29 protein-coding genes, 1 pseudogene and 1 riboswitch are annotated in these 25,724 nt (G+C 64.7%); of the genes and pseudogenes, 19 read left to right on the top strand and 11 right to left on the bottom strand.

The window, feature by feature from the left end; genetic code table 11:
* Nucleotides 1-80 precede the first annotated feature (80 nt).
* From GWG65_RS16830 to GWG65_RS16780, 11 genes and pseudogenes are all read left to right on the top strand, one after another.
* Complete coding sequence (locus GWG65_RS16830; RefSeq protein WP_275196679.1) at nucleotides 81-1,742, top strand: bifunctional metallophosphatase/5'-nucleotidase; 1,662 nt, start codon at nucleotides 81-83, stop codon at nucleotides 1,740-1,742.
* 147 nt (nucleotides 1,743-1,889) lie between these two features.
* Nucleotides 1,890-2,819, top strand: a complete 930-nt coding sequence (locus GWG65_RS16825; protein WP_275196678.1) for a histone deacetylase family protein — start codon at nucleotides 1,890-1,892, stop codon at nucleotides 2,817-2,819.
* 75 nt (nucleotides 2,820-2,894) lie between these two features.
* A complete protein-coding gene (locus tag GWG65_RS16820) occupies nucleotides 2,895-3,146 on the top strand; it encodes an exodeoxyribonuclease VII small subunit (protein WP_008132970.1) in 252 nt (83 codons plus the stop codon).
* A 575-nt stretch (nucleotides 3,147-3,721) separates the two neighbouring features.
* Nucleotides 3,722-5,650, top strand: coding sequence for a 1-deoxy-D-xylulose-5-phosphate synthase (gene dxs / locus GWG65_RS16815; RefSeq protein ID WP_275196677.1), 1,929 nt, complete (start codon nucleotides 3,722-3,724; stop codon nucleotides 5,648-5,650).
* Nucleotides 5,651-5,834: 184 nt separating this feature from the next.
* Complete coding sequence (locus GWG65_RS16810) at nucleotides 5,835-6,389, top strand: nucleoside 2-deoxyribosyltransferase (RefSeq protein WP_275196676.1); 555 nt, start codon at nucleotides 5,835-5,837, stop codon at nucleotides 6,387-6,389.
* A 27-nt stretch (nucleotides 6,390-6,416) separates the two neighbouring features.
* A complete protein-coding gene (locus tag GWG65_RS16805; RefSeq protein ID WP_275196675.1) occupies nucleotides 6,417-7,151 on the top strand; it encodes a TlyA family RNA methyltransferase in 735 nt (244 codons plus the stop codon).
* Nucleotides 7,144-8,391, top strand: coding sequence for a methyltransferase (locus GWG65_RS16800; RefSeq protein WP_275196674.1), 1,248 nt, complete (start codon nucleotides 7,144-7,146; stop codon nucleotides 8,389-8,391). The genes GWG65_RS16805 and GWG65_RS16800 overlap by 8 nt, the downstream gene beginning before the upstream one ends.
* 87 nt (nucleotides 8,392-8,478) lie before the next feature.
* Nucleotides 8,479-9,561: a Tat pathway signal protein gene (locus GWG65_RS16795; protein WP_275196673.1), complete on the top strand. Its 1,083-nt coding sequence runs from the start codon at nucleotides 8,479-8,481 to the stop codon at nucleotides 9,559-9,561.
* Nucleotides 9,558-9,959 carry a hypothetical protein gene (locus tag GWG65_RS16790; RefSeq protein ID WP_275196672.1) on the top strand — a complete coding sequence of 134 codons (402 nt, stop codon included), beginning with the start codon at nucleotides 9,558-9,560 and terminating at the stop codon, nucleotides 9,957-9,959. The genes GWG65_RS16795 and GWG65_RS16790 overlap by 4 nt, the downstream gene beginning before the upstream one ends.
* 3 nt (nucleotides 9,960-9,962) lie before the next feature.
* Nucleotides 9,963-10,595 carry a DUF6064 family protein gene (locus tag GWG65_RS16785; protein WP_275196671.1) on the top strand — a complete coding sequence of 211 codons (633 nt, stop codon included), beginning with the start codon at nucleotides 9,963-9,965 and terminating at the stop codon, nucleotides 10,593-10,595.
* Nucleotides 10,596-10,620: 25 nt separating this feature from the next.
* Nucleotides 10,621-10,761: pseudogene (locus GWG65_RS16780) on the top strand (RNA methyltransferase); the annotation flags it as partial.
* 4 nt (nucleotides 10,762-10,765) lie between these two features.
* On the opposite strand, the gene GWG65_RS16775 reads toward GWG65_RS16780, so the two are convergent.
* Both GWG65_RS16775 and GWG65_RS16770 read right to left on the bottom strand, forming a co-directional pair.
* Nucleotides 10,766-11,359, bottom strand: a complete 594-nt coding sequence (locus tag GWG65_RS16775) for a hypothetical protein (protein WP_275196670.1) — start codon at nucleotides 11,357-11,359, stop codon at nucleotides 10,766-10,768.
* 124 nt (nucleotides 11,360-11,483) lie between these two features.
* The gene (locus GWG65_RS16770; RefSeq protein ID WP_275196669.1) at nucleotides 11,484-11,939 is read right to left on the bottom strand and encodes a GNAT family N-acetyltransferase; all 456 of its coding nucleotides are present in this window, start codon (nucleotides 11,937-11,939) and stop codon (nucleotides 11,484-11,486) included.
* Nucleotides 11,940-12,158: 219 nt separating this feature from the next.
* On the opposite strand from GWG65_RS16770, the gene GWG65_RS16765 reads away from it, so the two are divergent.
* The gene (locus tag GWG65_RS16765) at nucleotides 12,159-13,004 is read left to right on the top strand and encodes a nucleotidyltransferase domain-containing protein (protein WP_275196668.1); all 846 of its coding nucleotides are present in this window, start codon (nucleotides 12,159-12,161) and stop codon (nucleotides 13,002-13,004) included.
* Between the two features lie 4 nt (nucleotides 13,005-13,008).
* Here the strand turns inward: GWG65_RS16765 and GWG65_RS16760 are convergent, their stop codons facing one another.
* Both GWG65_RS16760 and GWG65_RS16755 read right to left on the bottom strand, forming a co-directional pair.
* Nucleotides 13,009-13,641, bottom strand: a complete 633-nt coding sequence (locus GWG65_RS16760) for a hypothetical protein (RefSeq protein ID WP_275196667.1) — start codon at nucleotides 13,639-13,641, stop codon at nucleotides 13,009-13,011.
* Nucleotides 13,642-13,778: 137 nt separating this feature from the next.
* Entirely contained in the window at nucleotides 13,779-14,657 is an 879-nt protein-coding gene (locus GWG65_RS16755; RefSeq protein WP_275196666.1) for a DUF1194 domain-containing protein, read from the bottom strand.
* A 246-nt stretch (nucleotides 14,658-14,903) separates the two neighbouring features.
* Nucleotides 14,904-14,981, top strand: a riboswitch (Fluoride riboswitch).
* A gap of 106 nt (nucleotides 14,982-15,087) precedes the next feature.
* On the opposite strand from GWG65_RS16755, the gene GWG65_RS16750 reads away from it, so the two are divergent.
* The 5 genes from GWG65_RS16750 to clpS are packed head-to-tail and all read left to right on the top strand — an operon-like array spanning nucleotide 15,088 to nucleotide 17,835.
* The gene (locus GWG65_RS16750) at nucleotides 15,088-16,299 is read left to right on the top strand and encodes an MFS transporter (RefSeq protein WP_275196665.1); all 1,212 of its coding nucleotides are present in this window, start codon (nucleotides 15,088-15,090) and stop codon (nucleotides 16,297-16,299) included.
* A 16-nt stretch (nucleotides 16,300-16,315) separates the two neighbouring features.
* On the top strand, nucleotides 16,316-16,705 hold the full coding sequence (crcB, locus tag GWG65_RS16745) for a fluoride efflux transporter CrcB (protein WP_275196664.1): 390 nt from the start codon (nucleotides 16,316-16,318) through the stop codon (nucleotides 16,703-16,705).
* A gap of 6 nt (nucleotides 16,706-16,711) precedes the next feature.
* The gene (locus GWG65_RS16740) at nucleotides 16,712-17,140 is read left to right on the top strand and encodes a CrcB family protein (RefSeq protein ID WP_275196663.1); all 429 of its coding nucleotides are present in this window, start codon (nucleotides 16,712-16,714) and stop codon (nucleotides 17,138-17,140) included.
* A gap of 2 nt (nucleotides 17,141-17,142) precedes the next feature.
* Complete coding sequence (locus GWG65_RS16735; protein ID WP_148741643.1) at nucleotides 17,143-17,484, top strand: DUF190 domain-containing protein; 342 nt, start codon at nucleotides 17,143-17,145, stop codon at nucleotides 17,482-17,484.
* Nucleotides 17,485-17,529: 45 nt separating this feature from the next.
* The gene (clpS, locus tag GWG65_RS16730; protein WP_275196662.1) at nucleotides 17,530-17,835 is read left to right on the top strand and encodes an ATP-dependent Clp protease adapter ClpS; all 306 of its coding nucleotides are present in this window, start codon (nucleotides 17,530-17,532) and stop codon (nucleotides 17,833-17,835) included.
* Here the strand turns inward: clpS and GWG65_RS16725 are convergent.
* The 5 genes from GWG65_RS16725 to fabI all read right to left on the bottom strand — a co-directional run bounded on the left by GWG65_RS16725 (nucleotide 17,799) and on the right by fabI (nucleotide 22,329).
* A complete protein-coding gene (locus tag GWG65_RS16725) occupies nucleotides 17,799-18,341 on the bottom strand; it encodes a GNAT family N-acetyltransferase (RefSeq protein ID WP_275196661.1) in 543 nt (180 codons plus the stop codon). The two genes, clpS and GWG65_RS16725, sit on opposite strands and share 37 nt — an antisense overlap.
* A gap of 59 nt (nucleotides 18,342-18,400) precedes the next feature.
* On the bottom strand, nucleotides 18,401-19,591 hold the full coding sequence (locus GWG65_RS16720; protein WP_275196660.1) for an adenylate/guanylate cyclase domain-containing protein: 1,191 nt from the start codon (nucleotides 19,589-19,591) through the stop codon (nucleotides 18,401-18,403).
* A gap of 62 nt (nucleotides 19,592-19,653) precedes the next feature.
* Nucleotides 19,654-20,742, bottom strand: a complete 1,089-nt coding sequence (gene aroC / locus GWG65_RS16715; protein WP_275196659.1) for a chorismate synthase — start codon at nucleotides 20,740-20,742, stop codon at nucleotides 19,654-19,656.
* Nucleotides 20,743-20,829: 87 nt separating this feature from the next.
* Nucleotides 20,830-21,429 (bottom strand): histidine phosphatase family protein, encoded by a 600-nt coding sequence (locus GWG65_RS16710; RefSeq protein ID WP_275196658.1) that lies wholly within the window; start codon nucleotides 21,427-21,429, stop codon nucleotides 20,830-20,832.
* A 72-nt stretch (nucleotides 21,430-21,501) separates the two neighbouring features.
* Nucleotides 21,502-22,329 (bottom strand): enoyl-ACP reductase FabI, encoded by an 828-nt coding sequence (gene fabI, locus GWG65_RS16705; protein ID WP_275196657.1) that lies wholly within the window; start codon nucleotides 22,327-22,329, stop codon nucleotides 21,502-21,504.
* A 172-nt stretch (nucleotides 22,330-22,501) separates the two neighbouring features.
* Here fabI and GWG65_RS16700 point away from each other — a divergent pair, with 172 nt between their 5' ends.
* Nucleotides 22,502-22,990: a sigma-70 family RNA polymerase sigma factor gene (locus tag GWG65_RS16700; RefSeq protein ID WP_097659779.1), complete on the top strand. Its 489-nt coding sequence runs from the start codon at nucleotides 22,502-22,504 to the stop codon at nucleotides 22,988-22,990.
* Between the two features lie 106 nt (nucleotides 22,991-23,096).
* Entirely contained in the window at nucleotides 23,097-23,867 is a 771-nt protein-coding gene (locus tag GWG65_RS16695) for an anti-sigma factor (protein ID WP_275196656.1), read from the top strand.
* 324 nt (nucleotides 23,868-24,191) lie between these two features.
* Here the strand turns inward: GWG65_RS16695 and GWG65_RS16690 are convergent, their stop codons facing one another.
* On the bottom strand, nucleotides 24,192-25,157 hold the full coding sequence (locus GWG65_RS16690) for a DnaJ C-terminal domain-containing protein (protein WP_275196655.1): 966 nt from the start codon (nucleotides 25,155-25,157) through the stop codon (nucleotides 24,192-24,194).
* 110 nt (nucleotides 25,158-25,267) lie between these two features.
* Nucleotides 25,268-25,675, bottom strand: a complete 408-nt coding sequence (locus tag GWG65_RS16685; RefSeq protein WP_342760646.1) for an RT0821/Lpp0805 family surface protein — start codon at nucleotides 25,673-25,675, stop codon at nucleotides 25,268-25,270.
* Nucleotides 25,676-25,724 lie beyond the last annotated feature (49 nt).

The following is a 25,724-nucleotide window of genomic DNA, read 5'->3' as shown; positions in this document are numbered from 1 at the left end:
TCGCGCTACGCGCGCCCCGGAATGACGGGTATGGTAACAAGCTTCGTGAAATCTTCGCGTGGAATGACTAATCTCGCTCCATGCAACATCTTCTCCGCCTGACCATTTTCGCCTTCGCGCTCGCCGCTGCCCTGCCCGCTTCCGCTCAAACGGCAGCTCCCGTCGAGCTGCGCATTCTCGCGATCAACGATTTTCACGGCAATTTGCGGCCCCCGCCGGGTGGCATTCGCATCGGTGATCCCGAGGACAAAGCCAGGAAGGTGATGGTGGCGGCCGGCGGGGCCGAGTACATGGCGACATTGGTCAGTCAATTGCGCGAGGGACGCCGGAACACGATCTTCGTTGCCGCCGGCGATCTGATCGGGGCGAGCCCGTTCTTGTCCGCGATGTTTCACGACGAGCCCTCGATCGAGTCGCTCTCGATGATGGGGCTTGCGATCAGCTCGGTCGGCAATCACGAGTTCGACGAGGGCAAGGCCGAGCTGCTGCGGATGCAGAACGGCGGCTGCCATCCGGTCGACCGTTGCCAGGGGCCGCATCCCTTTACGGGCGCGAAATTTCACTATCTCGCGGCCTCCACCGTCGAGACCGCGACCGGCAGAAGCGTGCTGCCGCCCTACGAGATCAGGGAGTTCGACGGCATCCCCGTCGCCTTCATCGGACTGACCTTGAAGGGCACCGCCGGCATCGTCTCGCCCGCCGGCATTGCCGGTCTCGAATTCCGCGACGAGGCCGAGACGGTGAATGCGCTCGTGCCGCAACTGAAGGCACGCGGCGTGGAAGCCATCGTGGTGCTGATCCACGAAGGCGGCGAGCCGGCCGGCGACTACAACGACTGCCCCGGCATCTCCGGGCCAATCGTCGAGATCGTCAAAAAGTTCGACCGCGCCGTCGACGTCGTCGTCAGCGGCCACACCCACCGCGCCTATGTCTGCGAGATCGATGGCAGACTGGTGACGAGCGGCGACAAATACGGCACGCTGGTCACCGCGATCGATCTCAAGCTCGATCCGGCAACGCGCGATGTCGTCAGCACCAGAGCCGAGAACGTCATCGTCGCCAACGCCTCGCTGCCGAAGAAACCCGAGCAGACCGCGCTGATCGAGGCCTATGACAAGCTCGCCGCCCCGATCGCCAATCGTCCGGCCGGATCGGTGACGCAGACGCTGTCGCGCGTGCCGAACGAGGCCGGCGAAAGCGCGCTCGGCGACGTCATTGCGGACGCGCAGCTCGCGGCGACGAAGGACACCAAGGACGGCAGCGCTGTCATCGCGCTCACCAATCCAGGCGGCATCCGCACCGACATCGTTCCGAAGGAGAACGGCGCGATATCCTTCGGCGATGTCTTCGCGAGCCAGCCGTTCCGCAACCGCCTCGTCACCATGACGCTCACAGGGAGCCAGCTCAAGGATATGCTGGAGCAGCAATGGCTCGATCCGAAGCGGCCACGGATCCTCCAGGTGTCGAACGGCTTCAGCTACACCTGGGATGCGTCAAAACCGTTCGGCGAGCGCGTCGCGGCCGAGACGATGACGCTCAACGGCAGGCCGATCGAGCAGTCCACCGGTTACCGCGTCACCCTCAACGATTATCTCGCCGTCGGTGGCGACGGCTTTACGGTCGCCAAACAGGGCACCTCGCAGCAATATGGCGGCTATGACGCGGACGCGCTGTTTGCCTTCTTCAGAGCGCACGGACCGATCGGCCCGCTGCCGCCCACCCGCATTCTTCGCGTGAATTGATATGGCGCAAACGGGCCGGAACGGGACCACCATTTGCCATTTAGCGCCAAGCGCATAGATTGGGTCTTGCATTGCGTTTTGGCGCCGGCTGCGCCAAGCGACCTCAAGAGCCCGTTCCAGTGAGCCCGACCTGATGAGCCCGACCTGATGAGCACGCTTCTCCTCTCCCACAAGGCCTGTCTCGACCACGTCACGCCGCCGGGACACCCTGAAAGGCCGGACCGCCTGCGCGCGGTGGAGGAGGCGCTGTCGCATGAGCGCTTCCAGTTCCTGGTGCGCGACCATGCGCCGGAGGGCGATCTCGACCTCGTCACGCTCTGCCACAACGAGCATTACGTCACCGAACTGCGCCACATCGCGCCGACCAGCGGCCAAGTCTATGTCGACGGCGACACCTCGATGTCCCCGGGCACCTGGGAGGCGGTGATGCGCGGCGTCGGCGGCGCGGTCGCCGCGACCGAAGCGGTGATGGCCGGCGAGCATCGCAACGCCTTCGTCGCGGTGCGCCCGCCCGGACATCACGCCGAGATCGGCAAGCCGATGGGCTTCTGCTTCTTCGACAACGTCGCGATCGCGGCGCGCCATGCGCAACGCAAATATGGCATCAAGCGCGTGGCCATCGTCGATTTCGACGTGCATCACGGCAACGGCACGCAGGACATCTTCTGGTCGGATCCGACCGTGATGTACTGCTCGACCCACCAGATGCCGCTGTTTCCGGGCACGGGCGCGCGGGACGAGCGCGGCGACCACGATACCATCGTCAACGCGCCACTCGCCTCCGAAGACGGAGGCCCTGAATTCCGCATCGCATTCGAGAACCTGATCCTGCCGCAACTGACGAAGTTCAGTCCCGAGCTTCTCATCATCTCTGCGGGCTTCGATGCGCATTACCGCGATCCACTGGCCTCGCTGAATTTGCGTGCCGAGGATTACACCTGGGTCACGCGCAAGCTGATGGACCTCGCCGACAAGAGCGCAGAGGGCCGAATTGTTTCGGTGCTCGAGGGCGGCTATGATCTGCAAGGATTGAAAGAATCTGTTACCGCGCATGTCGGCGCCCTGATGGGCGCCTGAAAATACCCGCCACATTACGCCCGCAAAACCCTGCTCTTTCTGCACGGGAAGCGAATCGGGCAATCGGAAACGGATATGGCCGAAAACACTCAAGTCGACGTCTCCAGGCTCACCTTCGAACGTGCCATCGAGGAGCTCGAGACGATCGTGAAGCGGCTCGAGGACGGCAAGGTGCCGCTTGAGGAATCCGTGACGATCTACGAGCGTGGCGAGGCCCTGAAGCGCCGCTGCGAGGAGCTATTGCGCCAAGCCGAGGCGCGGGTCGACAAGATTACTACCGATGCCAGCGGCCAGGCCACCGGCACCGCGCCGCTCGACGTGCAGTAAGGCCCGCCCACTCGGGCGGTGACCGCCTGCAGTTTTTGATCATCATGTGGGGTTCCGCTCGCGGGAGATCCGCGACGCACAATCTGCTTGGTCGCGATTCGTGTCCCAAGAGCCTCCCAGCTCGTTGAATCCACCCCAAACGGCCCTCGCGCTCGCCTAAAACCCTGCCAAGGAACCGGGCAAGATTGGAACCTCCCGTCCCGCGCCAGGGTTAGCCAAACCGGCCTGCGGGTTCCACCTGCATAGCCGTAGTCGGTCCCGCGGGTTGGCTTTGGCCCAAGGTTTGGTGTAAAGCTGCTCGGAGTGTGGCTTTTTGTAAGCCTTGCGTGGGCATTGATTACCGACGACAAGCGCCTCAAATCGCTAATGAAATTGGCTGGGATGGACGAAGCCGATCTAAGTGACAGGGATCACAGAGACTGAACCGGAGAGCACTTAAGCTCACCTAAGCTTGAAGAAGGGGCTCTGCCCCATGCAGGTGGCTCCGACGGTTTAAGGACTCGCGCTGCGCCGATATTGTGCAAACCCATCGCGCACCGGAATGACCTTCCGGCGCTGACAAATTGGAAATCGCCGTGAACGCATACAGTAAAACGCCGCTTCTCGACACCATCCGAACGCCAGACGACCTGCGCAAGCTCAAGGTCGAGCAGGTTCGCCAGGTCGCCGACGAGCTGCGACAGGAGACGATCGATGCCGTCTCGGTGACCGGCGGTCACTTCGGGGCGGGCCTCGGCGTTGTCGAGCTCACCACCGCGATCCATTACGTCTTCGACACCCCGCGCGACCGGCTGATCTGGGACGTCGGCCACCAGGCCTATCCGCACAAGATCCTCACCGGCCGGCGCGACCGCATCCGCACGCTGCGCACCGGCGGCGGCCTGTCCGGTTTCACCAAGCGCAGCGAGAGCGATTACGATCCGTTCGGCGCCGCGCATTCCTCGACCTCGATCTCCGCCGGCCTCGGCATGGCCGTGGCCCGCGACCTCTCCGGCGGCAAAAACAACGTCATCGCAGTCATCGGTGACGGCGCGATGTCGGCCGGCATGGCTTATGAGGCCATGAACAATGCGGGTGCAATGAACTCGCGCCTGATCGTCATCCTCAACGACAACGACATGTCGATTGCGCCGCCGGTCGGCGCCATGAGCGCCTATCTGTCGCGACTCTACTCCGGCAAGACCTATCGCACGCTGCGCGAGGCGGCCAAGCAGATCAACAAGCGGCTGCCCAAGATCCTCGCCAACCGCGCCAACCGCGTCGAGGAATATTCCCGCGGGTTCATGATGGACGGCGGCACGCTGTTCGAGGAGCTCGGCTTCTACTACGTCGGCCCGATCGACGGCCACAATCTCGACCATCTGCTGCCCGTTCTGAAGAACGTCCGCGACATGGAGGCCGGCCCGATCCTGGTCCACGTCGTGACGCAGAAGGGCAAGGGCTACGGTCCGGCAGAAGCCTCCGCCGACAAATATCATGCGGTCGTCAAGTTCGACGTCGCGACCGGCACCCAGGCCAAGGCCAAGCCGAACGCGCCGGCGTATCAGAACGTGTTCGGCCAGAGCCTCGTCAAGGAAGCCGAGAAGGACGACAAGATCGTCGCGATCACCGCGGCGATGCCGTCCGGTACCGGCGTCGACATCTTCAACAAGGCATTTCCGGATCGCACTTTCGACGTCGGCATTGCCGAGCAGCACGCGGTGACCTTTGCCGCGGGTCTTGCCAGCGAAGGCTACAAGCCGTTCTGCGCGATCTACTCGACCTTCCTGCAGCGCGGCTACGACCAGATCGTGCATGACGTCGCGATCCAGAATCTGCCGGTGCGCTTCGCCATCGACCGCGCCGGCCTCGTCGGCGCCGACGGCGCGACGCATGCCGGCTCGTTCGACAACGCCTATCTCGGTTGCCTGCCGAACATGGTGATCATGGCTGCAAGCGACGAAGCCGAGCTCGTTCACATGGTCGCGACCCAGGTTGCGATCAACGACCGCCCGAGCGCGCTGCGCTATCCGCGCGGCGAAGGCCGCGGCGTCGAGATGCCGGACGTCGGCGTTCCCCTCGAAATCGGCAAGGGCCGCGTGGTCCGCGAGGGCAGCAAGATCGCCCTGCTCTCCTTCGGCACGCGTCTGGCCGAATGCGAGAAGGCGGCCGACGAGCTCGCAGCCCACGGCCTCTCCACCACGATCGCCGATGCGCGCTTCATGAAGCCGCTCGACACCGAGCTGGTGCTCAAGCTCGCCCGCGACCACGAGATCCTGATCACGATCGAGGAAGGCGCGGTCGGCGGTTTCGGCTCGCATGTCGCGCAGTTCCTAACCGACCAGGGCGTGCTCGACAGCGGCCTGGTGCGGTTCCGCTCCATGGTGCTGCCCGACGTGTTCCAGGACCACGACACCCCGGCCGCGATGTACGCCCGCGCCGGTCTCGATGCCAAGGGCATCGTCGCCAAGGTGTTCGAGGCGCTCGGCAAGGACGTCAAGGCCGAGACGGTCAAGCTGGCCTGATTATCGGCAAGACGCTGCCCGCACCTCTCCCATAGGGAGAGGTCGGATTGCGAAGCAATCCGGGTAGAGGTCCCACGCGAGAGCGCAACCCCTCACCCGCGCCTTCGGCGCGACCTCTCCCAATGGGAGAGGTTTTGCACTTCCGATGCCGCAGCAACTTCACGCCTCCTCGACCGGTGGTCCAATGAAAATCTATCTGGCAGGCCCTGACGTGTTCCTGCCGGATGCGGTCGAGATCGGTCGCCAAAAGGCGGCGATCTGCGCTCGCTTCGGGCTCGTCGGCCTCTACCCCCTCGACAACGCCATCGACCTCGCCGCCCCCGATGTCTCGCGGCAGATCTTTGCCGGCAACGAGGCGATGATGGATCAGGCCGATGCCATCATCGCCAACCTCACCTCGTTCCGCGGCGCCGGGGCCGATCCCGGCACCGTCTATGAGCTCGGCTACATGGCCGGCCGCGGCAAGTTTTGTCTGGCCTATTCCAACGATTGCGCCGTCTATGCCGACCGCGTCCGGCGCTTCGTCGATGTGACCTCCGAGAACGGGCGGCTGGTCGATGCGCAGGGGCTGACCGTCGAGGACTTTGGCCTCGCCGACAATCTCATGATGATCCATGCGCTGGAGCTGCATGGCTGCCCGCTGGTGACGCCGGCGGCGATGCCCATCGACGTCTGGCATGATCTTGCCGCGTTCGAGACTTGCGTCCGGATGGCGGCCGCGCGAGCGATCACTACATAGTCCCTTCAGTCGTCTCCGGAGAGCGTGATGTCCCCTCCCCGCAAGCGCGCGGATGTTCTGCTGGTCGAGCGCGGCCTGTTCGAAAGCCGGGCGCGGGCGCGCGCGGCGATCGAGGCCGGGCTCGTCACCGCGAACGACAAGCCGGTTTCCAAACCGTCGGAGACGGTCGCAGAAGATGCAGTGATCCAGGCCGAGCCGGCGCATCCCTATGTCTCCCGCGGCGGTGTCAAGCTTGCCGGCGCGCTGGAGCGCTACCCGATCGAGATCGAGGACCATGTCTGCCTCGACGTCGGGGCCTCCACCGGTGGCTTCACCGAAGTGCTGCTCGCCAACGGCGCGAGCCTCGTCTTCGCAGTCGATGTCGGCACCGCGCAATTGCATCCCTCGCTGCGCGGGCATCCAAAAATCATCTCGATGGAGGAGACGGATATCCGCAGCTATGAAGGCAAGCGGCTGCCGGCGCGGCCCGACGTCGTCGTCATCGATGTCAGCTTCATCTCGCTGAAGACGGTGCTGCCCGTGGCGCTCTCGCTTGCCGCGGCGCCCATGAGCCTGCTGGCGCTGATCAAGCCGCAATTCGAGGCGGACCGAAAGCACAACAAAAAGGGCATCATCCGCGACGCCGCCGTGCATCAGGAGATCTGCGACGATATCGCGGCCTTTGCCGCATCGCTCGGCTGCACCGATATCGAGGTGTTCCCCTCCTCGATTGCGGGCGGCGACGGCAACATCGAATTCTTCCTGGGCGCGCGCCGTGGTTGAGCGCGTGAAGATCGATCATGTCGGCCATCGCGGCGATGGCGTCTCGCTCGATGCAAGCGAAGCCATCTATGTGCCTTATGCGCTCGGCGGCGAGACCGTCGAGGTCGACCATGTCGCGGGCAACCATCCCGACCGCCGCAAGCTGCTTGCGGTCGATGTCGCAAGCCTGGAGCGCATCGAACCGTTCTGTCCGCATTTCGGCGTCTGCGGCGGCTGCGCGATCCAGCACTGGGCGGCCGAGGCGTACCAGGCCTGGAAGCGCAACATCGTGGTCGAGACGCTGGCGCAGGCCGGCATCGACTGCGAGGTGGCGCCGCTGGTCGATGCCCATGGTGCGGGGCGCAGACGCATCACACTGCATGGCCGGTTCGGCACGCATGACATCCTCAAGGTAGGCTTTTCCGCCGCAAGCTCGCATGACGTCATCCCGATCCATCGCTGCCCCATCCTCGATCCCGCACTTGAGGGGGCGCTCGATGCCGCCTGGGCGCTCTCGGAGCCGCTGACGTCGAGGATGCCGGTGACAAAGCCGCTCGACATCCAGGTTACCGCCACCGCCAACGGCCTCGACGTCGACGTGCGCGGCTCCGGCCCGCTGCCGACGGCGATGGTCACGGCGCTGTCGCGCGTCGCCGAGCAGCACCGTCTGGCGCGGCTGACGCGCCACGGCGAACTGGTGCTGCAACGCCTGCCGCCGACCCTGCAGATGGGCCGTGCCGAGGTGACGCTGCCGCCGGGCTCGTTCCTGCAAGCAACCGTCGCAGGCGAAGAGACGCTGGCCGCGCTCGTTGTGGAACGCATCGGCAAGTCCAAGGAGGTTCTCGACCTCTTCTGCGGCGTCGGCCCGTTCGCGCTTCGGCTTGCCGAGAAAGCCCGCGTCGCGGCCTATGACAACGACGCCGGCGCCATCGCCGCACTGGCAAAAGCGGCGCGCACGCCCGGCCTGAAGCCGATCAAGGCCGAGCCGCGCGATCTGTTCCGCCGCCCGCTGGTGCCGCAGGAGCTGCGCGAGTTCGATGCCGTCGTGATCGACCCGCCGCGCCAGGGCGCGCAGGCGCAGGCGCTGAAGCTCGCCTCAGCCAAGGTGCCTGTCATAATCGCGGTCTCCTGCAATGTCGCGACATTTGCCCGCGATGCACGGCTGCTGATCGATGGCGGTTACAGGATCGAGACCGTGGTGCCGGTCGACCAGTTCCGGCACACGCCGCATGTCGAGCTGGTGGCGCGGTTTACGCGGTAGGCCGGCACTCCGGAGCTTGATGCCGATCAACCGTCAGGGTCTGCGGCGGCGCTAGAAGCGTCGTGCGGAAGTTCTGCGGAGCGGATGATGACGATTGACCGGCGACAACTCCTGGCGACTGCGCTCGGGCTTTCCGTGGTGGCGACCGCCGGCCGGCCCGCAGCAGCGGCGACGTCGAGCTATGAGGAGGCGGTGCAAGCGTCGCGGGCACCACTGCGCGCGACGCCGAGGGACCGAGAGCTCGTGCGCTTTGCGACACTCGCCGCCAACAGCCACAACACCCAGCCCTGGACCTTCTCCGCCCGCGGCAATGAAATCGTGATTGCGCCCGACTTCACGCGCCGCTGTCCGGCGGTCGATCCGGACGATCACCACCTCTTCGTCAGTCTCGGCTGCGCCGCCGAGAATCTCGTGCTCGCGGCATCAACGCTGGGCTGGCGCGCAAACCCGATAGTTGACGGCGACCGGATCGTGATCGTGCTCGAAGAGACCCCGCCTGCCGCATCGGCGCTGGCCAACGCGATTCCCCTCAGGCAATGCACCCGTGCAACCTTCGACGGCAGGGCGATCGGGCCCGACGCGTTGCACCAGCTCGAGAATGCCTGTCGCGAGCCGAACGTCTCAGCGATCCTGATGACCGAACGTGTCGCGATCTCGAAGGTCGCCGATTACGTGCTCGAAGGCAATTCCGCCCAAATGCGCGACAAGGCCTTCATGAGTGAGCTCGTGAGCTGGATGCGCTTCAACGAGGCGGACGCGGTCGCGGCCATGGACGGGCTGTTCTCGCGCGCGTCGGGAAGCCCGTCCCTGCCGGCATGGATCGCGCGGCCGCTGCTGAGGTTCGTCTTCACCGAGCGCGGGGAGAACAAGAAATACCGCGACGAGCTCGACAGCTCCGCGGGCGTCGTCGTGCTTGCCGCCGATCACAGCGACAAGGCGCACTGGATTGCGGTCGGCCGCGCCTGCCAGCGGTTCGGCCTGCAGGCGACCGCGCTCGGGCTCAAATATTCCTTCGTCAACCAGCCGGTCGAAGTAGCGGCATTGAGGCCGCAATTCGCAACCTCGCTCGGCCTCGGCGATCGGCGTCCCGATGTCGTCATGCGCTTCGGAACCGGGCCGGATCTGCCGAAATCGCTGCGGCGCGCCCCGGAACTGGTGATGCGCGGATGATGCTGCGAATCCTGGCGGCTGCCGGCCTCTATTTCCTGATCGTCTTCGGCACGGGATTTCTGCTGGGGCCGATCCGCGTGTTCTGGCTGGAGCCGCGCATCGGCTCCCTCGGAGCCGTGCTGTGCGAGACACCGTTTCTGCTGGCCGCCATCCTCGTCGCTGCACGCATGGCGCCGCGTGCGGTGCGGCTCGAGCCCCGGACACGCGCCCTGCTTGGGGTCGGAGCGGCCGCGCTTGCCATGCAGCAGATCGCGGACGTCTTGGTCGGCGTGGCACTTCGCGGAATCAGCCTCCGCGAACAGATCGCTCGCTTCCTGACCGCCGAAGGCGCGATCTATGCGACGCTCCTGCTCCTGTTTGCGATTATGCCGGCTCTGACGCACCGGAAGCCCGGGTAGCCCATGTTGCCATTCACCGAAGACCAATTCCTCGCAATTTTCGCCAGCTACAACGAAGCGATCTGGCCGGCACAGGTCCTCGCCTATCTGCTTGGCGGCACGGCGGTGATCCTGCTCGTTGCGCCCAGCCGCTGGTCAGATCGTGTCATCGCAGCGATCCTTGCCGTCATGTGGGCTTGGACCGGCGTGGCTTATCACCTGGTATTCTTCGCAACGATCAACAAGGCGGCCATTCTGTTTGGCGCGCTCTTTGTGCTTCAGGCGGCCGCGCTGATCCATGCAGGACTCGTGCAGCATCGCGTCGTGTTCCGCTTTCGCGGGCATTTGGCTGGCTGGATCGGACTATTCTTCGTGTTCTATTCTGCGCTGCCGTATCCGCTGATCGGCCTGGTCACGGGACATTCCTGGGCCGAACTGCCCTTGTTCGGGGTGACGCCGTGCCCGGTCACGATCTTCACATTCGGCATGCTGCTGCTCACGCGCGGGACCCTTCCTGCCGCCCTGCTGATAATCCCCGTGATCTGGTCGCTGATCGGCGGCAGCGCAGCAATTCTTCTGCGCGTGCCGCAGGATTGGCTGCTTCTTGCCAGCGGCGTGATGACAGTAGCTCTGGTTTTCAGGGGTCGCGCCGCCTAAGCGACATTTTCCCGAGTCGTGCTCCCCGCGCCAGCGCGCGCAGGCACGGGCGCTGAAACTCGCCGCCGGCAAGGTGCCGGTCGTGATCGCGATCGAAACGGGGGTGCCGGTCGACCAGTTCCAGCACACGCCGCATTTCGAATCGGTGGCGAAGTTCAGGCGGTAGTCTGCTAACGACGCAAGCCGCCCAACGCCGGCGACTCGCCGGGCAGCATGGAGGAGTTGATGTCGCTGTCGATGCGCCCAGACTGCTGCTGGGTGTAGCCGACCCCGAACGACAGGCTGAGGTTGGAGGTCGGCTTGAATTCGACACCCGCAAACCCACCATAGCCAGGCGTGGCGCTGGACGTGAGCGGCGCAAGCGAGCTGCCAAGGCCGTTGCCATATTTCAGCGTGTCGAAACCGGCAAAGAACGTGACGGGCATGCCGCCCGCCGTCTTGGTGTTGTAGCCGAACTGCGTGCTGTCATAAGAGAGCGCGCCGAAATTTCCAGATGTGCTAATGCCGCTCAAGCCAAGGCGACCGCGCTCGCCTCCGACGAAGAAGCCGCTCGGAACATCGCTGCGTTCGGCTGCATCGCCGGCATTGAAGCCTGGAAAGTTACCGTAAGCATCGGAACTCTGGCCTGCACTGCCACTGAGGCCAAAAGGCCCGCCCGGTATCCAATATCTCAGGGGCGCAACTTGCGCCTGAAGCGGTGCTCCGCCCAGGCAAAGCACCGCGAAGAGAGTTGCGAGACCACGTGGAACTGCGAGGTTGGACATTCAGGCTACCGTCGAAAAAGTTCGTGAATTATACCCTCCGCAGATCGCAAATGCCAGCGAGGGACGCGCGACTAGCCCGTGGCAGCGCCCTTCAATCTGATCCGAAGGCCAAGGCCTGAACTCCTCACGCCGGGCGCGCGGGCCTGTGCGCGACGTAGCCGACCCGCAGGCCAGGCACGAAGCCGCAGTCCTCGTAGAAACGACGCACGCGGGGGTCCTTGCGGCCGCTCTGCATCAGGACGTGATGGCAATCCTTGCGCCAGGCTTCTGCCAGCGCCGCTGCGACGACGGCCCGACCGTGGCCGCGTCCCTGATAGTCGGGGTGGGTCACGACATTCTCGAGAAAGCCGTGGCACCGGCCGGCGCGCAACAGATTCGGCGCAGTGATCAGCATGGATGTCGCGACGATCTTGTCCGCTTCCGCCGAGACGAACACGGCGAGATCGTCACGGGACATTGTCTGCCGCCAGATGTCCTCGGCTCGCTCCAGCGGTGCGGCGGCGGCGCTGACCTCCGATGCACGAAACAGCTCGAGCAGCGCGGAGAGATCGGACTCTTCGGCTAGCCTTGCGGTCGGCATTCGTCACTCTCCTGACTTCGAGCCGGTCACGCCCGGCCGACGAAGTCAGCTCGAGGCATCCGTTGCCATCCCGAAGGTAAGCTGATTCCGGCCGCGATCGGCCGCGGCAAAGTTCTTCGATGTCTTCCGCGCAAGCTGCCACACGGCCATGCCGATCCCGCAGCCGCGCCCGGCGCTGACCTCCTTCCACGGGTCGCGCGCCGACGTAAGCTGGCGTCCATGCCGCACGATCCGCTGCTCACGCGCCTGACGTCCGCACTCGCCGAACTGCCGGGTGTCGCGGCCATCGTGCTCGGCGGCTCGCGTGCGCGGGGAAGCGGGCACGCCGCGTCGGACCACGATCTCGGCCTCTATTTCAGGGCGGCGGTTCCGCTGGATACCGCACGGTTGCTCGCCACCGTAAAGGAAATCGCCGACGATCCCGCCGCCGCGACCGTGGCGAAGATCGGGGAATGGGGACCCTGGATCGTCGGAGGGGCCTGGCTGTCGGTCGGCGGACAGAAGGTCGATCTGCTCTATCGCGACGCCGATGCGGTCGAAGCCGCGATGGAAGCCTGCCGGGCCGGCATCGTCAGCATCGATTACCAGCCTGGCCATCCACACGGCTTCTGTTCTGCGATCTGGATGGGAGAGGTCGCTCATTGCCGGCCACTGCACGATCCGCAAGCGCTGATCGCCCGGCTGAAATCGATCGCTCTGCCTTATCCGAGGCCACTGCGCGAGGCGTTGATCCGGCGCTTCCAGTGGGAAATCCTGTTCGGCATCGAGAATGCCGAGCTTGCCATCGCGCGCGACGAACAGACCCATATCGCCGGATGCGCCTACCGGTCGCTCGCCTGCGCCGCGCAGGTCGTGTTCGCTCTCAACGAACGCTATCTCATCAACGAAGAGGGCGCCCTCTTGGAAGCGGCGCGGCTGCCACTGACGATTCCGCATCTGGCCGAACAGGCAAAGAAGGTCTGGCGGCTAATCGGCGGTGGTTCTTTCGCGCACGCCTGCGACGTCTTGCGTCAGATCGACCGGCAATTGAAGGCGCTGACGCAGTCCAGCGAGAAACAGCGCTGAGCGGCTACGCCGTCCTGTCCACCGAAGACGACGTATCGGACGGCGGTAATTTCGTCACCGGTACCTGGAAAGATTTGGTGCCGACCTGGAAGATGACCTTGCCGTTTTTTCCGTCGTCCGTCGAGATCTGCGTTTGTCCGAACATGACCACGTTCTTGTAGACGATGCCGGTGCCCTGCCGGGTGATGCCGTCGATCGTGGTCGTGACCAGCGCCTCGTTGCCAGTGATGGAGACGACCCGGAAACTCGCGCTCTTGTTGTTATCGGCCGAATAGCCGCCCCAGCTTCCGATGAGGCGGCTCTCGGAGGCCGGCGGCGCCTGTTTTTCCAGCGATGCGCTCGCCTGACCGCCGCCGGCGGAGAACACCAGTGCCGCATTCTTGCCGTTCTTGGTCCCGATCGTGACCGAACCGAAGCTGATGGTTGCACCGTCGACCTTGCCAAAACCACGCTCGGTGTGCCCGTTATGGGTGTATTCCACCTGCGCCCGGGTGCCGCGAATGTTCACGACCTTGAAGCCGACGGCCTGATTGTTGCCCGCCCAATTGCCCTTCCATTCACCGAGCAGGTTGCTCTGGTGATAGACCCGCTCGTTGGCAGGAGAAATCTGGCTGGTGCTCTGCGTGACGATGGCCATTGGATTGCTCGGCGGACCCGTCTGACAAACCCAACTTCGTCCGCGCGCCGGTCAGCAGGTTATTGACGGAAACAACTGGATTAGGGCCACTCACCGATTAACGAACGGTTAAATTCAACCGCCTCGGGGGTAGCGTCTCACCGCCCCCAGCGGTCCGACCAGATCTTCTCGCCGATCAAGCAACTGACGCGCGGCTCCTTGTCCGCGACGCGCATCACGGGACGCTCCGGCCTGAGGCCTGCGACCTCCATCAGAAGCTTCGTGCGGATCGCTTCCTTGAACTTGTCGCGGTCCTTGATCGTGATGACGAAGGAGCCGGGGCCGCCGATGACGCAGTCCTCATAGTAATAGTCGAGATTGTCGATATCCATGGTCGAGTAGGACGGCTCCTTGACCATGATCGGCAGGCCGTTGATGACGATGCCCTTCTCGATCGCGGCGTCGCGCGCCACCGTGACCGGGCTGCCATTGTTGTTGGGGCCGTCCCCGGAAATGTCGATCACGCGGCGGATCCCGCGATAGGGATCCTCGTCGAACAGCGGCATCGCGAAGGTGATCGCGCCGGAGATCGAGGTGCGCGAGGCGCGGCGGATCGGCGTCTTCATGATTTCGGCGGCGACGGCGTCCGCGGTCTCCGGTCCGTCGATCAGCCGCCAGGGAATGATGATCTTCTGGTCGGTCGAGGCGGCCCACTCGAAATAGGTCACCGCGATCCGGCCGTTGGGCCCCATCTTCAACGCCTGCAGGAATTCCTTCGACTGGATCGCCTGCGCGTAGCCTTCGCGCTGGATCGCGAGTTCGTCCATGTCCATGGAGTAGGAGACGTCGACCGCGAGGATCAGCTCGACATCGACCGTCTGCGCCTCCTTGTCGGCCGCTTGCTGCTGCGGTTGGCTTTTAGGCGCTTCGAATTTGGGCCGCTCAGATTTAGGTCCAGGTGCCGCGATGCCCGCGACGTCCCCTCCGGCAAATACGCCGGCCACCAGCACAGCCCCGATCGAGAACAGCAAGCGCATCGCAGTCTCCCGTCGTATGACGCGATGGTGACATGCAATCGCCTTGCCGCAAAGTGCGAAGATCGCTTGTGCTTCACATTCGAGTTAGGAATTTACGAGTTCGGAGTCGTACGCTTGCGCGAAGATGCCGCCGTTTCGCCATCGCGATGACGGTGGAACACACCGGATGCGCGGGTTAAAGCCGTGCATGACATGAGCAGCATCCTCCCACCCTATTGTCCGGCCCGATTTCCATGCTAGGCTGACCGCACAGATGGGGATGGAGTCCCCCGACAACTGCACTGCGGTCGATGATCGCAATTGGCTGATGACTTCTGCTCGAGGCGAGGCGATTTTTGAGCCTCTGCCTTTGGCGGGAGCATGGACAAACCCGCCGATGGCGGGTTTTTTGTTGCGTGATGACTTTTTGCCTGAGGACGAAGGCCAGGACGTGACGACGACCACACCGAATGCCGCGCGCGCCGGACTGCCCAGAGGGATCTGGGTGCTCGGCTTCGTCTCGATGCTGATGGACATCTCCTCGGAGATGATCCACGCGCTGCTGCCGGTCTATCTCGTCACCGTGCTCGGCGCCTCCACGCTGACCGTCGGCTTCATCGAGGGCATCGCGGAGGCGACCGCGTCGATCACAAAAATCTTCTCCGGCGCGCTGTCGGACTGGCTCGGCCGGCGCAAGCTGCTTGCCGCGCTCGGCTACGGCCTCGCCGCTCTTACCAAGCCGCTGTTCCCGCTCGCGCCCAGCGTCGGATGGCTGGTCGCGGCGCGCTTCATCGACCGCGTCGGCAAGGGCATTCGCGGCGCGCCGCGCGATGCGCTGATCGCCGATATCGCGCCAGCGGGCCTGCGCGGCGCGAGCTTCGGCCTGCGGCAATCGCTCGACACGATCGGAGCCTTTCTCGGCCCGCTCGCGGCAATCGGCCTGATGTGGTGGACCGCGGATAATTTTACCGCGGTGTTCTGGGTGGCCGTGCTGCCGGCATTTTTGTCCTTCGGCCTGATCGCGTTTGCGGTCAACGAGCCCGAGCCTGACGCAAGCCGGGAGCCCGCGAAAAATCCGCTTAACCTCGCCGCGATGCGGCAACTCGGAATGGTGTACTGGCGCGTCGTCGCGGTTGGAATCGTCTTCACGCTTGCTCGCTTCAGCGAAGCCTTTTTGATCCTGCGGGCACAGAACATCGGCCTCAACGCGATGTGGATACCCGCCGTGCTGGTGCTGATGAACATCGCGTACGCGCTGTCGGCCTATCCGGCTGGCGTGCTGTCGGACCGGATCAACCGGACCGGCCTGCTCGCGCTCGGCCTCGTCTTTCTTGCGGGAGCCGATCTCGCGCTCGCGCTGCTGCCGAGCCTTGCGGGCCTGGCGCTCGGCGTCGTGCTGTGGGGGCTGCACATGGGATTGACGCAAGGGCTGCTCTCGGCGCTCGTCGCCGACACCGCGCCGCCCAATCTACGCGGCACTGCGTTCGGCTATTTCAATCTGCTCACCGGCATTGCATTGCTGGCCGCGAGCGTCATCGCCGGCGCGCTGTGGGACGCCTTCGGTCCGGTCGGCACCTTCTTCGCCGGGCTTGGCTTCGCATTGGTCGCGCTTGCTGGGCTGCTCGTGATCGGCAATGGACTGAGCGTGGAGCGCAAGGGATGAGGGGGGACCATTCGTCGTGCTGAGCGGAGTGATCGCGATCGTGATCGGCAGCATGCTGGGCGGCTGCGCGCGATATTTCGTCTCCGGCGCGATTGCGCGGCGGCTGGGCGAGACCTTTCCCTGGGGTACCATGACCATCAACGTCACCGGCGCCTTCCTGATCGGCATCTTCGGCGCACTGGCGACGCACCCCGCCTCGGTCTTCGCAACGCCCAATCCGTGGCTGTTCGCGGTGACAGGCTTTCTCGGCTGCTACACCACCGTGTCCTCGTTCAGCCTGCAAACGCTGACCTTGGCGCGTAACGGCGAGCAGCGAGCTGCGCTCGGCAATATCGTGGCTTCGGTCGGGCTCTGCCTTTTCGCCGTCAGCTGCGGTTTCCTCCTTGCAGACACGCTTGGAGGCTAGTCAGACGTGAATGTTCCCTCCTCCACCGAACGTTGGCGCAGCGCGATGCTCTATGCCTGGGTATCCGCCGGCAGCATCGTCGGCGGGCTGACGCGCTATCTGGTCTCCTTCGCTCTCGACACAGGGCCCGGCTTTCCGTTTGCGACACTCTTCATCAATGCCACGGGATCCCTGATCATCGGCTTCTATGCGACGCTGACCGGTCCGGACGGGCGCATGCTGGCGCGGCCCGAACACCGGCAGTTCGTCATGACCGGGTTCTGCGGCGGCTACACCACCTTCTCGGCCTTCAGCCTTGAGACCTTCCGCCTGGTCCATGGCGGCATGAAGTACACTGCGTTCGCCTATGTCGCGGCGTCCGTCCTTTGCTGGCTGGCGTCGGTGTGGCTCGGCCATATGATGGCGAGCCGCTACAACCGTTTGAAAAGGAGTTGACCATGCAAATTCCCAATCAGGCAGTTTTGCTCCGGATCTTCATCGGCGAGAGCGACCATTGCGACGGCAAGCCGCTTTATGAGGCGATCGTGATGAAGGCGCGCGAGCAGCACCTCGCCGGCGCCACGGTGCTGCGCGGCCCCATGGGCTTCGGCAAGTCGAGCCGGCTGCACACCTCGAAAATCCTGCGGCTGTCGGAGGATCTGCCGCTGCTGATCGAAATCGTCGACAGCGAGGATAACATCAACGCATTCCTGCCCATCCTGGATGGCATGATGTCGAGCGGGCTGATCACCTTGGAGAAGGTGCAGGTCCTGCAATATGGTGAGAAGGCCGCGGGCTGACGCCGCGGCTGGAACCGAGAGACGCCCGCCGTTTCAGGAGGCGGAATGAACGACATTGTTACCAAGCCGAAGACCCGGACGAAGACCAAGGTCGAGCGGCCGAAGCTGCACAAGGTCATCCTGATCAACGACGACTACACCCCGCGTGAGTTCGTGACCATGATACTCAAGGCGGAATTCCGGATGACGGAGGATCAGGCCTACAAGGTGATGATCACCGCGCACAAGCTGGGCGCCTGCGTGGTCGCCGTGTTTACCAGGGACGTCGCCGAAACCAAGGCGACGCGTGCAACGGATGCAGGCCGCGCCAAGGGCTATCCGCTGCTGTTCACGACGGAGCCGGAGGAATAGGGCGCGTCAGGCTGGCTCTTGAGGCGCGCCATGATGATTTCGTCATGATAAGTTCCGTCGATCAGGATAGCCATCCGCCTGGTACCCTCCTCAACAAATCCAATCTTCCGATAGAGCGCTGCCGCGGCAATGTTGGTTGCGAACACGCCGAGCTCGATGCGCCGGAATCCGAACGCGTCCGAGGCTTGTACAGCATCCCGCAGCAGCCTTTCGCCAAATCCTCTGCCTCTGACTTCCGGCAGAACTCCCATGAAGAGATCGCCGACATGAGCCGAGACGGCGCGGCTGGCAGGCGGCACGTTGCACCATCCAACCACAGCGCCGTCCATGACGGCGACGATCTGCGGGTAGCCGCGCTCGACGTTGCGCTGAACGAATGCGCGGACCTGTTCGATCGGGGGAGCCTCGACAAATGCGACGTACCTGCGCTCGCGGGCAACGACATCGACGGCGGCCCGAAAGGCGTCCGTGTCGGCGATCTGGATCTGGCGGAATTCGACGGTCATGAAGGGACTCGTTGCTTCGGGCCAACAATAGCCTGGCTGTTCCGCCATCGCGACCGGCCTCAGGCCATCACGACGGGCGTCTCTTCGTCCAGTCCATACACGCGCTGCGCCTTGGAAAATCCCGCGATAGGAAATTCACCAAGCTCTCGCCAGTCGTGGCGGCAGACATTGGCAAAGCCTTCCGACGCCACGACGGTCCGTCCCGACCGGCCCGCGATCTTCTCCAGCCGTGCCGCCAGATTGACCGCGGGGCCGATGCAAGTGAAGTCGAGCCGGTTGCCGCCCCCGATATTGCCGTAGAGGATGTTGCCGACATGCAGCGCGACGCCAAAGCGGAAGCGCTCGATGGCGTCGCCGACCGGAAACGCGAGCGCTTCGACGCTGGCGCGCGATTCGCGAGCGGCCTCCAGCACGCGCGAACAGACATGAGCCGCGTCGCCGACATATTCGTCGATCGGGAACACCGCGAGCAGGCCGTCGCCCATGAATTTCAGCACCTCGCCGCCGTGGCCCCGGATCGCGGTCACCTGGCAGTCGAAGTATTGGTTGAGGATCTCGACCACCGTCTCGGCCGGCAGCCGGTCCGACAGCGCGGTGAAGCCGCGCAAATCTGACAGCCAGATCGCGGCCTGCATGGTGTCGTTGTGGCCGCGGCGGATCTGGCCGCCGAGGATGCGCGCGCCGGCGCGATTGCCGACATAGGTGTCGAGCAGCATCTCGGCGGTGCGGCGCAGGCTGATGATCTCGCTGACGCGCGCGAGCGGTTTGATGATGGCGTGAATCGCCGCGATGTGTTCATCGCTAAAGCCGCCTGGATGGCGCGTGGTCCAGCTCGTCGCGTGGACCGAGCCGTCGAGAAACCGCATTGGCGTCGCGACGTAGTCGGTCACGCCTTCGGCGCGCATGTCGTCGAGGAACGGAAAGCGCTTGCTGTCGGGGTCGTCCATGCGGCCCCGCACCTCCAGTCCCTGTTCGAATACGACCCGCAGAGGACTTCTGGCGAATTCCGGCGTCTCCAGGATCTCGAAATCGGCCGTGCCGATCTCGACCTCCTGCCCCTCCCGCCAGATGAAGTTGCGGCCGAAAATTTCGGGATGCAGCGTGCGGATGAAGATGCCGAACCGCCATAACGGCAGACCCGCTGCGACCATACGTTCGCAGGCTTCCGCAGTCATCTCGGCCGGGGCCTTCGACGACCAGGCGCCGTCGATCAGCCAATTGATGGTGCGCTGGAGCTCGGAGGTTTCCATGACCGCATTTGCGGACGAAGTTGTGGGATCGTCAAGCTGCGCGGTGGGCTAGTACCGCGACATCAACGTCCCACCTGGCCGCGATCGCGCAAGAAGTGATCGGCCAGCACGCAGGCCATCATGGCTTCGCCGACCGGGACGGCGCGGATGCCGACGCAGGGGTCGTGGCGGCCCTTGGTCATGATCTCGGTGTCGGCGCCGTGGCGATCGACAGTCAGGCGCGGCTGGAGGATCGACGAGGTCGGCTTCACGGCGAAGCGCACCACCACCGGCTGTCCCGTGGAGATGCCGCCCAGAACGCCGCCGGCATGGTTGGATAAGAAGCGCGTGCCGTCGTTGCCGGTGCGCATCTCGTCCGCGTTCTCCTCGCCGGTGAGTTCGGCGGCGCCAAAGCCGGCGCCGATCTCGACACCCTTCACCGCGTTGATGCTCATCATCGCGGAGGCGAGCTCGGCATCGAGCTTGGCGTAGATCGGCGCGCCCAATCCTGCCGGCACACCCTCGGCGACGATCTCGAGCACTGCGCCGATCGAGGAGCCGCTCTTGCGGATGTCGTCGAGATAGCTCTCGAAGAACGCCGCCTTGTCCTTGTCGGGACAGAAGAACGGATTGTTAGCGATCTCGTCCCAGTCCCATTTGTCGCGATCGATCTTGTGCGGGCCCATCTGCACCAGCGCGCCGCGCACTTTGACGTCTGGCAGCACCTTTCGCGCGATCGCGCCGGCGGCAACCCGCGTGGCGGTCTCGCGCGCGGATGAGCGCCCGCCGCCGCGATAATCGCGCAGGCCGTATTTGGCCTCGTAGGTGAAGTCGGCGTGGCCCGGGCGAAACTTGTCCTTGATCTCGGAATAGTCCTTGGAGCGCTGGTCGGTGTTCTCGATCAAAAGCCCGATCGGTGTGCCGGTCGTCACCTGAACGCCGGTTTCGGGATGCGCCATCACGCCGGACAGGATCTTGACCTGGTCCGGCTCCTGGCGCTGGGTCGTGAAGCGCGACTGGCCGGGCCGGCGGCGGTCGAGGTCCTGCTGGATATCGGCCTCGGTGAGCGGGATCAGCGGCGGACAGCCGTCGACCACGCAGCCGATCGCCACCCCATGGCTCTCGCCAAAGGTGGTCACGCGGAACATGTGGCCGAAGGTGTTGAAGGACATGCGCTGCTCGCTTGGTTCCGGCGTGTGGTAACGCGCGAGGGGCCGGGGGTCAAACCGCAGCACCGCCCCGGATGATGCTCGCAGGACTTAACTATACTTCTCCAGTCGCCCGTCGCGGAAGACATAGACGGCGCCCTGCTCGATATAGAGCTCGGCGGCGCTGGCCGGGGTTTCGATGCCGAGCGCAACCATCAGGGCCCGGCAGGTACCGCCGTGGGCGACTGCGACCGTGTCAATCAGCAGCGACTCGTACCAGTCGAGCATGCGCAGCTGCACGGCCGCATAGGTCTCGCCCCCCGCTGGCGCCACCGTCCATTTGTCGGCGAGGCGGTTTGCATAGACGTCGGGATCGGCTGCCTCGCTTTCGGCCAGCGTCAGCCCCTCCCAGACGCCGTAGCCGATCTCGCGCAGGCGATCGTCGAGCGAATAGTCGGCAGGCGGTAGTTCGAGGCTGCCGCGCACAAGTTCCATGGTCATGCGCGCACGGCCGAGCGGGCTCGACACGTAAGGCAGCGCCGCCTTGTCCTTCCCGTCGCGCTTGAAGAGGTCCGCCAGCACGCCCGCGGCATGCACCGCCTGCCCGCGGCCCCGCGCATTGAGCGGAACGTCCTTGGTGCCCTGGAGCCGTCCGAGCGCATTCCACTCGGTCTCGCCATGGCGAAGAAAGTAGGTCGTGGGCACGGGCATTTCAGGAAGTTAGTTTTCTTGCTTGAGCATGATCTTGTCGGAAAACCGGTACCCACTTTTCCGGATCATGCTCTAGTCCTTGCCACCCAGCGAAATGTCCGGCGCATCGGGGCGCTTCATGCCCAGCACATGATAGCCGGAATCGACGTGATGCACCTCGCCGGTGACGCCGCGCGACAGGTCGGAGAGGAAATACAGCGCGCTGCCGCCGACGTCTTCGGTGGACACGTTGCGGCGCATCGGCGCGTTGTGCTCGTTCCACTTCAGGATATAGCGGAAATCGCCGATGCCGGAGGCGGCGAGCGTCTTGATCGGCCCCGCCGAAATCGCGTTGACGCGGATGTTCTTCTCGCCGAGATCGGCAGCGAGATAGCGCACGCTGGCCTCCAGCGCAGCTTTTGCCACGCCCATCACGTTGTAATGCGGCATCCACTTCTCGGCGCCGTAATAACTGAGCGTGATGATCGAACCGCCGTCGGTCATCAGCTTCTCCGCGCGCTGCGTGACCGCGGTCAGCGAATAGCAGGAGATCAGCATCGACTTGGTGAAATTCTCCTGCGTGGTGTCGACGTAACGGCCGTCGAGCTGCTCGCCATAGGCGATCGCGTGCACCAGGAAGTCGATCTTGCCCCACTTCTCCTGCAGCACCGCGAACGCCGCGTCGATGGTCGCGGCATCGGTGACGTCGCAATGGCCGAGCACGAGGCCGCCGATCTCGGCGGCGAGCGGCTCGACGCGCTTCTTCAGCGCATCGCCCTGGTAGGTGAAGGCGAGCTCGGCGCCGGCCGCATGGCATGCCTTGGCGATGCCCCAGGCGATCGAACGGTTGTTGGCAACGCCGAGGATCACCCCGCGCTTGCCTTGCATCAGTCCCTGCATCAGACCTGAATTCTGCGCCATTTTCTTGATGTCCCATAGAGCGGGGTTGAGGTCTGGAGGTACACCAGCCCTCCTTCGCGGTACAGTCCTAATCCGCGGCGTTAACGCTGTTTGAAGCGCCGGAATAGCCGTTCCGTTCGGGTGTTATCATCGTTGAGGCGCTCGCGCCGAACGTAAGGACGTCAAGACGGCCATGAGTGCGTTTCGCCAGAGTGTCGAAGCCATGATCCCGGCGTTGCGCCGCTACGCCCGCGCACTGACGCGCGATGCGGATGCGGCCGACGATCTGGTGCAGGACACCTTGGTGCGGGCGCTGCGTTCGGAACGATTGTTTCTCGGCGGCGACGTCAGGAGCTGGCTCTACACCATCCTGACCAACCTCAACAAGAACCGACGCCGATCGCTGGCAAGACGGCCGCAATTCATGCAGCTGACGGAGAACAACCCCGATGCCAGCGGGACCGAAGCCGAAGGACGCGACATCGAAAGGGCGCTGGCGACGCTCGTCGAGGAGCAGCGCTCGGTGCTGCTGCTGGTGATGCTGGAGGGCATGAGCTACCGCGAGGTCGCCGACATCCAGGGCGTGCCGATCGGCACTGTGATGTCGCGCCTGGCGCGAGCCCGCGCCCACGTCAAGGCATCGCTGGAGGGCGAGCGCCCGGCGCTCAGGCGGGTGAAATGATGGCAGAGTTGATGCATCGCGCATATCGCGTCGTCTGCTTGCAGAGGGACAAAGCGCACGTTAGCCGCGAACGATATTTTGGGCCGCAGAGCCAGAGACGACCGATATGAACGAGCGCAATATTCCAGTCACCGAGGACGAGCTGCACGCTTATATCGACGGCGAACTGCCGGCCGAGCGCCGTGCCGACGTCGAGGCCTGGCTCGCCGCCCACCCCGAGGATGCCGAGCGGGTGCAATCCTGGCGCGCCATGGCCGAGATGCTGCACGCCCGCTACGATGCCGTCGCCCAAGAGCCGGTGCCAGCGCGGCTGGAACTGGAGCGGCTGGAGCGCCGCCCGAGGCAGTGGCTTTATGGCGCGGTCGCGGCCGCGCTGGTTGCCTTCGTTGCCGGCGGCGCGGCCGGCTGGGTGGCGCATGGCGCCGCCAACGCGCCCTCGACCTTCCAGAGCTTCACGGCCGACGCGCTCGATGCCCACCGCCTCTATGTCGTCGAGGTTCGTCACCCCGTGGAGGTCGGCGGCAACGAACGCGACCACCTCCAGGCTTGGCTGACCAGGCGCTGCGGCTGGACCGTGTTCGCGCCGAACCTGGAGGCGAGCGGACTTAAGCTCGTCGGCGGCCGGCTGCTGCCGGGGCCGAACGGGCCCGCGTCGTTCCTGATGTATGAGGGCCCCTCGGGCGAGCGCTACACGATCTACACCGCCAAGACCGAGAGCGGCGCGACGCAGATGCGCTACGCCAAAACGGACAAGGACGGAGCGCTGTTCTGGGCCGACCGCGGCGTCGGCTACGTCGTCAGCGGCAGCGGTGACCGCGACCGGCTGACCAAGGTGGCGCACGCCGTCTACGACCAGGCAGAGAAAAGCGGCACCTAGACAACCCGCGCGAACGCGGTGCCTCGATTCCGACATTGAAAATTTGGAATCAGGACATCGGCGCGTCTCATTATCGCACCGGATGCTCACGCGAAACTGAGCAGCGTTCGATCCGCCGATCGACGCGGGCGGCCTCGATTGGGGTTTTTGGTACCGCGCTGGTCCCCCTCTCGAGGCCGCACCTTTTTATCGCTTGCCCCGCCGGACAACCGACACGTCGTTCACATCGACGCTGAAGCGCGATCCGCGCTTCAGCCGCATGTTGAGCATCATCCGTTCGGGAAGAGAATGCTCCGATCGTCGAAGCGGCCTCGGATAAGCGCCCTAGCCGAGCCCGCTACGCGGATTGTAGGGATGTTGGTCCCGCCACTTTTCCATCAATGCCTCAAGCTCGGCGTCGTTCCCGTCCGGTAGAATAATCCTGACGGTGACGAAGAGGTCGCCGGTTCCGCCCGCCTTGGGCAGACCCTTGCCCTTGAGACGGAAGGTCCGGCCGCTGGAGGTGTTTTTGGGGACCGAGAGCTCCACGGCATTGCCGAGGGTGGGCACGCGTACCTTGGCGCCGAGCACCGCCTCGTAGAGCGTGACCGGCAAGTCGACCCGCAGATCGGCGCCCTCGACCTTGAAGAAGGCGTGCGGCGCGACGGTGATGGTGATCAGGAGATCGCCGGGCGGATGGCCAGGCACGGTCTCGCCCTGCCCCTTCAGCCGGATCTGCTGGCCGCTGACGACGCCGACCGGAATCTTGACGTTGAGTTCCTTGCCGGATGGCAATCGGACGCGCTTCTCCCCGCCCTGCACCGACTCTTCCAGCGAGACGGTCATGGCGACGTTCAGGTCGAGATCCAGCCCGATCCCGCCGGTGTCGAATTCGAACTGCCCGGCGCCGCCGGCACCGGGCCGCGCACCGCGCATCCCGCCGCCGAACATGCTGTTGAGGATGTCCTCGAACGCGCCTCCGCCCGGGCCTGCGCCCGCACCGCCGCTGCGGAACGTATAGCTTTCGAACCCGCCGGGACCCGCGCGCCCGCGCGGACCGCCGCCGCCAGGAAAGCCCTGGAACCGCGGCTTGCCGTCGGCGTCGATCTCGCCGCGATCGAACTGCTTGCGCTTGTCCTCGTCGCCGAGGATCTCGTTGGCGGTATTGAGCTCAGCGAAGCGCTCGGCCGCCTTCGGGTCGTTCTTGTTGCTGTCGGGATGGTGCTTCTTGGCAAGCTTGCGATAGGCGCTCTTGATCGCGGCAGCGCTGGCGCTCCGCGGCACCCCCAAGACCTCATAGGGGTCGCGCATCCGTCACGTCTCCTCTCGGAAATCGATATGTTCAAAGGGCTCCCCGCCCCACCTGGGATTCATGTGGGGGACCAGTGGCATTTTTGCAACTAGCCCCGCGGAGCCGATTCCTAACTCCGCCACGGCTTTAGCGTATGAATCTCCCAACGGCCACGGCTGCTTTGGCAGCCGGCGCCCTGAAGCCAGCTTTCGGTGCTGCCGTTGACATAGCTCGCCAGGAAATCGCGGCACTTGCGGCCGTCCTCGGCGGCGTAGGACTGCGCGATCGGGGTCACTGAGCCCCGTGCACCGGTCTGCGGATTCTCCCAGTGCTGGCTGGAATCCTTGTCGCCCTGGCTCAGGACGTCGGAGGCGGCGTTGCGGGCGAAGGCGAGATCGGTCTCGGTCGGTGCGGCCTCCTTTGCCGCCCGCACGATCGAGCCGGTGAGGTCGCTGTCGTCGGCCTTGGCATACGCACTGCTCTCGCTGCGGGAAAAGCTGCAACCGCCGGCGCCGAGCCCGATCAGAATCATCGTCATGACAAAGCCGGACGGCCGCATCGCGGATAGGCCAACGCGTCCCCATGCC

Source organism: Bradyrhizobium sp. CSA207, from assembly GCF_029051685.1.
In the GTDB taxonomy this organism is placed as follows: Bacteria; Pseudomonadota; Alphaproteobacteria; order Rhizobiales; family Xanthobacteraceae; genus Bradyrhizobium.
Note: the sequence above shows the minus strand (reverse complement) of the source record. Positions and strands in the feature narration are given on the sequence as shown.

Coding starts and splice junctions, on each gene's coding strand:
- GWG65_RS16830 (WP_275196679.1), top strand. CDS start 81: ATGCAACATCTTCTCCGCCTGACCATTTTCGCCTTCGCGCTCGCCGCT.
- GWG65_RS16825 (WP_275196678.1), top strand. CDS start 1,890: ATGAGCACGCTTCTCCTCTCCCACAAGGCCTGTCTCGACCACGTCACG.
- GWG65_RS16820 (WP_008132970.1), top strand. CDS start 2,895: ATGGCCGAAAACACTCAAGTCGACGTCTCCAGGCTCACCTTCGAACGT.
- GWG65_RS16810 (WP_275196676.1), top strand. CDS start 5,835: ATGAAAATCTATCTGGCAGGCCCTGACGTGTTCCTGCCGGATGCGGTC.
- GWG65_RS16805 (WP_275196675.1), top strand. CDS start 6,417: ATGTCCCCTCCCCGCAAGCGCGCGGATGTTCTGCTGGTCGAGCGCGGC.
- GWG65_RS16795 (WP_275196673.1), top strand. CDS start 8,479: ATGACGATTGACCGGCGACAACTCCTGGCGACTGCGCTCGGGCTTTCC.
- GWG65_RS16790 (WP_275196672.1), top strand. CDS start 9,558: ATGATGCTGCGAATCCTGGCGGCTGCCGGCCTCTATTTCCTGATCGTC.
- GWG65_RS16785 (WP_275196671.1), top strand. CDS start 9,963: ATGTTGCCATTCACCGAAGACCAATTCCTCGCAATTTTCGCCAGCTAC.
- GWG65_RS16775 (WP_275196670.1), bottom strand. CDS start 11,359: ATGTCCAACCTCGCAGTTCCACGTGGTCTCGCAACTCTCTTCGCGGTG.
- GWG65_RS16770 (WP_275196669.1), bottom strand. CDS start 11,939: ATGCCGACCGCAAGGCTAGCCGAAGAGTCCGATCTCTCCGCGCTGCTC.
- GWG65_RS16765 (WP_275196668.1), top strand. CDS start 12,159: ATGCCGCACGATCCGCTGCTCACGCGCCTGACGTCCGCACTCGCCGAA.
- GWG65_RS16760 (WP_275196667.1), bottom strand. CDS start 13,641: ATGGCCATCGTCACGCAGAGCACCAGCCAGATTTCTCCTGCCAACGAG.
- GWG65_RS16755 (WP_275196666.1), bottom strand. CDS start 14,657: ATGCGCTTGCTGTTCTCGATCGGGGCTGTGCTGGTGGCCGGCGTATTT.
- GWG65_RS16735 (WP_148741643.1), top strand. CDS start 17,143: ATGCAAATTCCCAATCAGGCAGTTTTGCTCCGGATCTTCATCGGCGAG.
- clpS (WP_275196662.1), top strand. CDS start 17,530: ATGAACGACATTGTTACCAAGCCGAAGACCCGGACGAAGACCAAGGTC.
- GWG65_RS16725 (WP_275196661.1), bottom strand. CDS start 18,341: ATGACCGTCGAATTCCGCCAGATCCAGATCGCCGACACGGACGCCTTT.
- GWG65_RS16720 (WP_275196660.1), bottom strand. CDS start 19,591: ATGGAAACCTCCGAGCTCCAGCGCACCATCAATTGGCTGATCGACGGC.
- aroC (WP_275196659.1), bottom strand. CDS start 20,742: ATGTCCTTCAACACCTTCGGCCACATGTTCCGCGTGACCACCTTTGGC.
- GWG65_RS16710 (WP_275196658.1), bottom strand. CDS start 21,429: ATGCCCGTGCCCACGACCTACTTTCTTCGCCATGGCGAGACCGAGTGG.
- fabI (WP_275196657.1), bottom strand. CDS start 22,329: ATGGCGCAGAATTCAGGTCTGATGCAGGGACTGATGCAAGGCAAGCGC.
- GWG65_RS16700 (WP_097659779.1), top strand. CDS start 22,502: ATGAGTGCGTTTCGCCAGAGTGTCGAAGCCATGATCCCGGCGTTGCGC.
- GWG65_RS16695 (WP_275196656.1), top strand. CDS start 23,097: ATGAACGAGCGCAATATTCCAGTCACCGAGGACGAGCTGCACGCTTAT.
- GWG65_RS16690 (WP_275196655.1), bottom strand. CDS start 25,157: ATGCGCGACCCCTATGAGGTCTTGGGGGTGCCGCGGAGCGCCAGCGCT.
- GWG65_RS16685 (WP_342760646.1), bottom strand. CDS start 25,675: ATGACGATGATTCTGATCGGGCTCGGCGCCGGCGGTTGCAGCTTTTCC.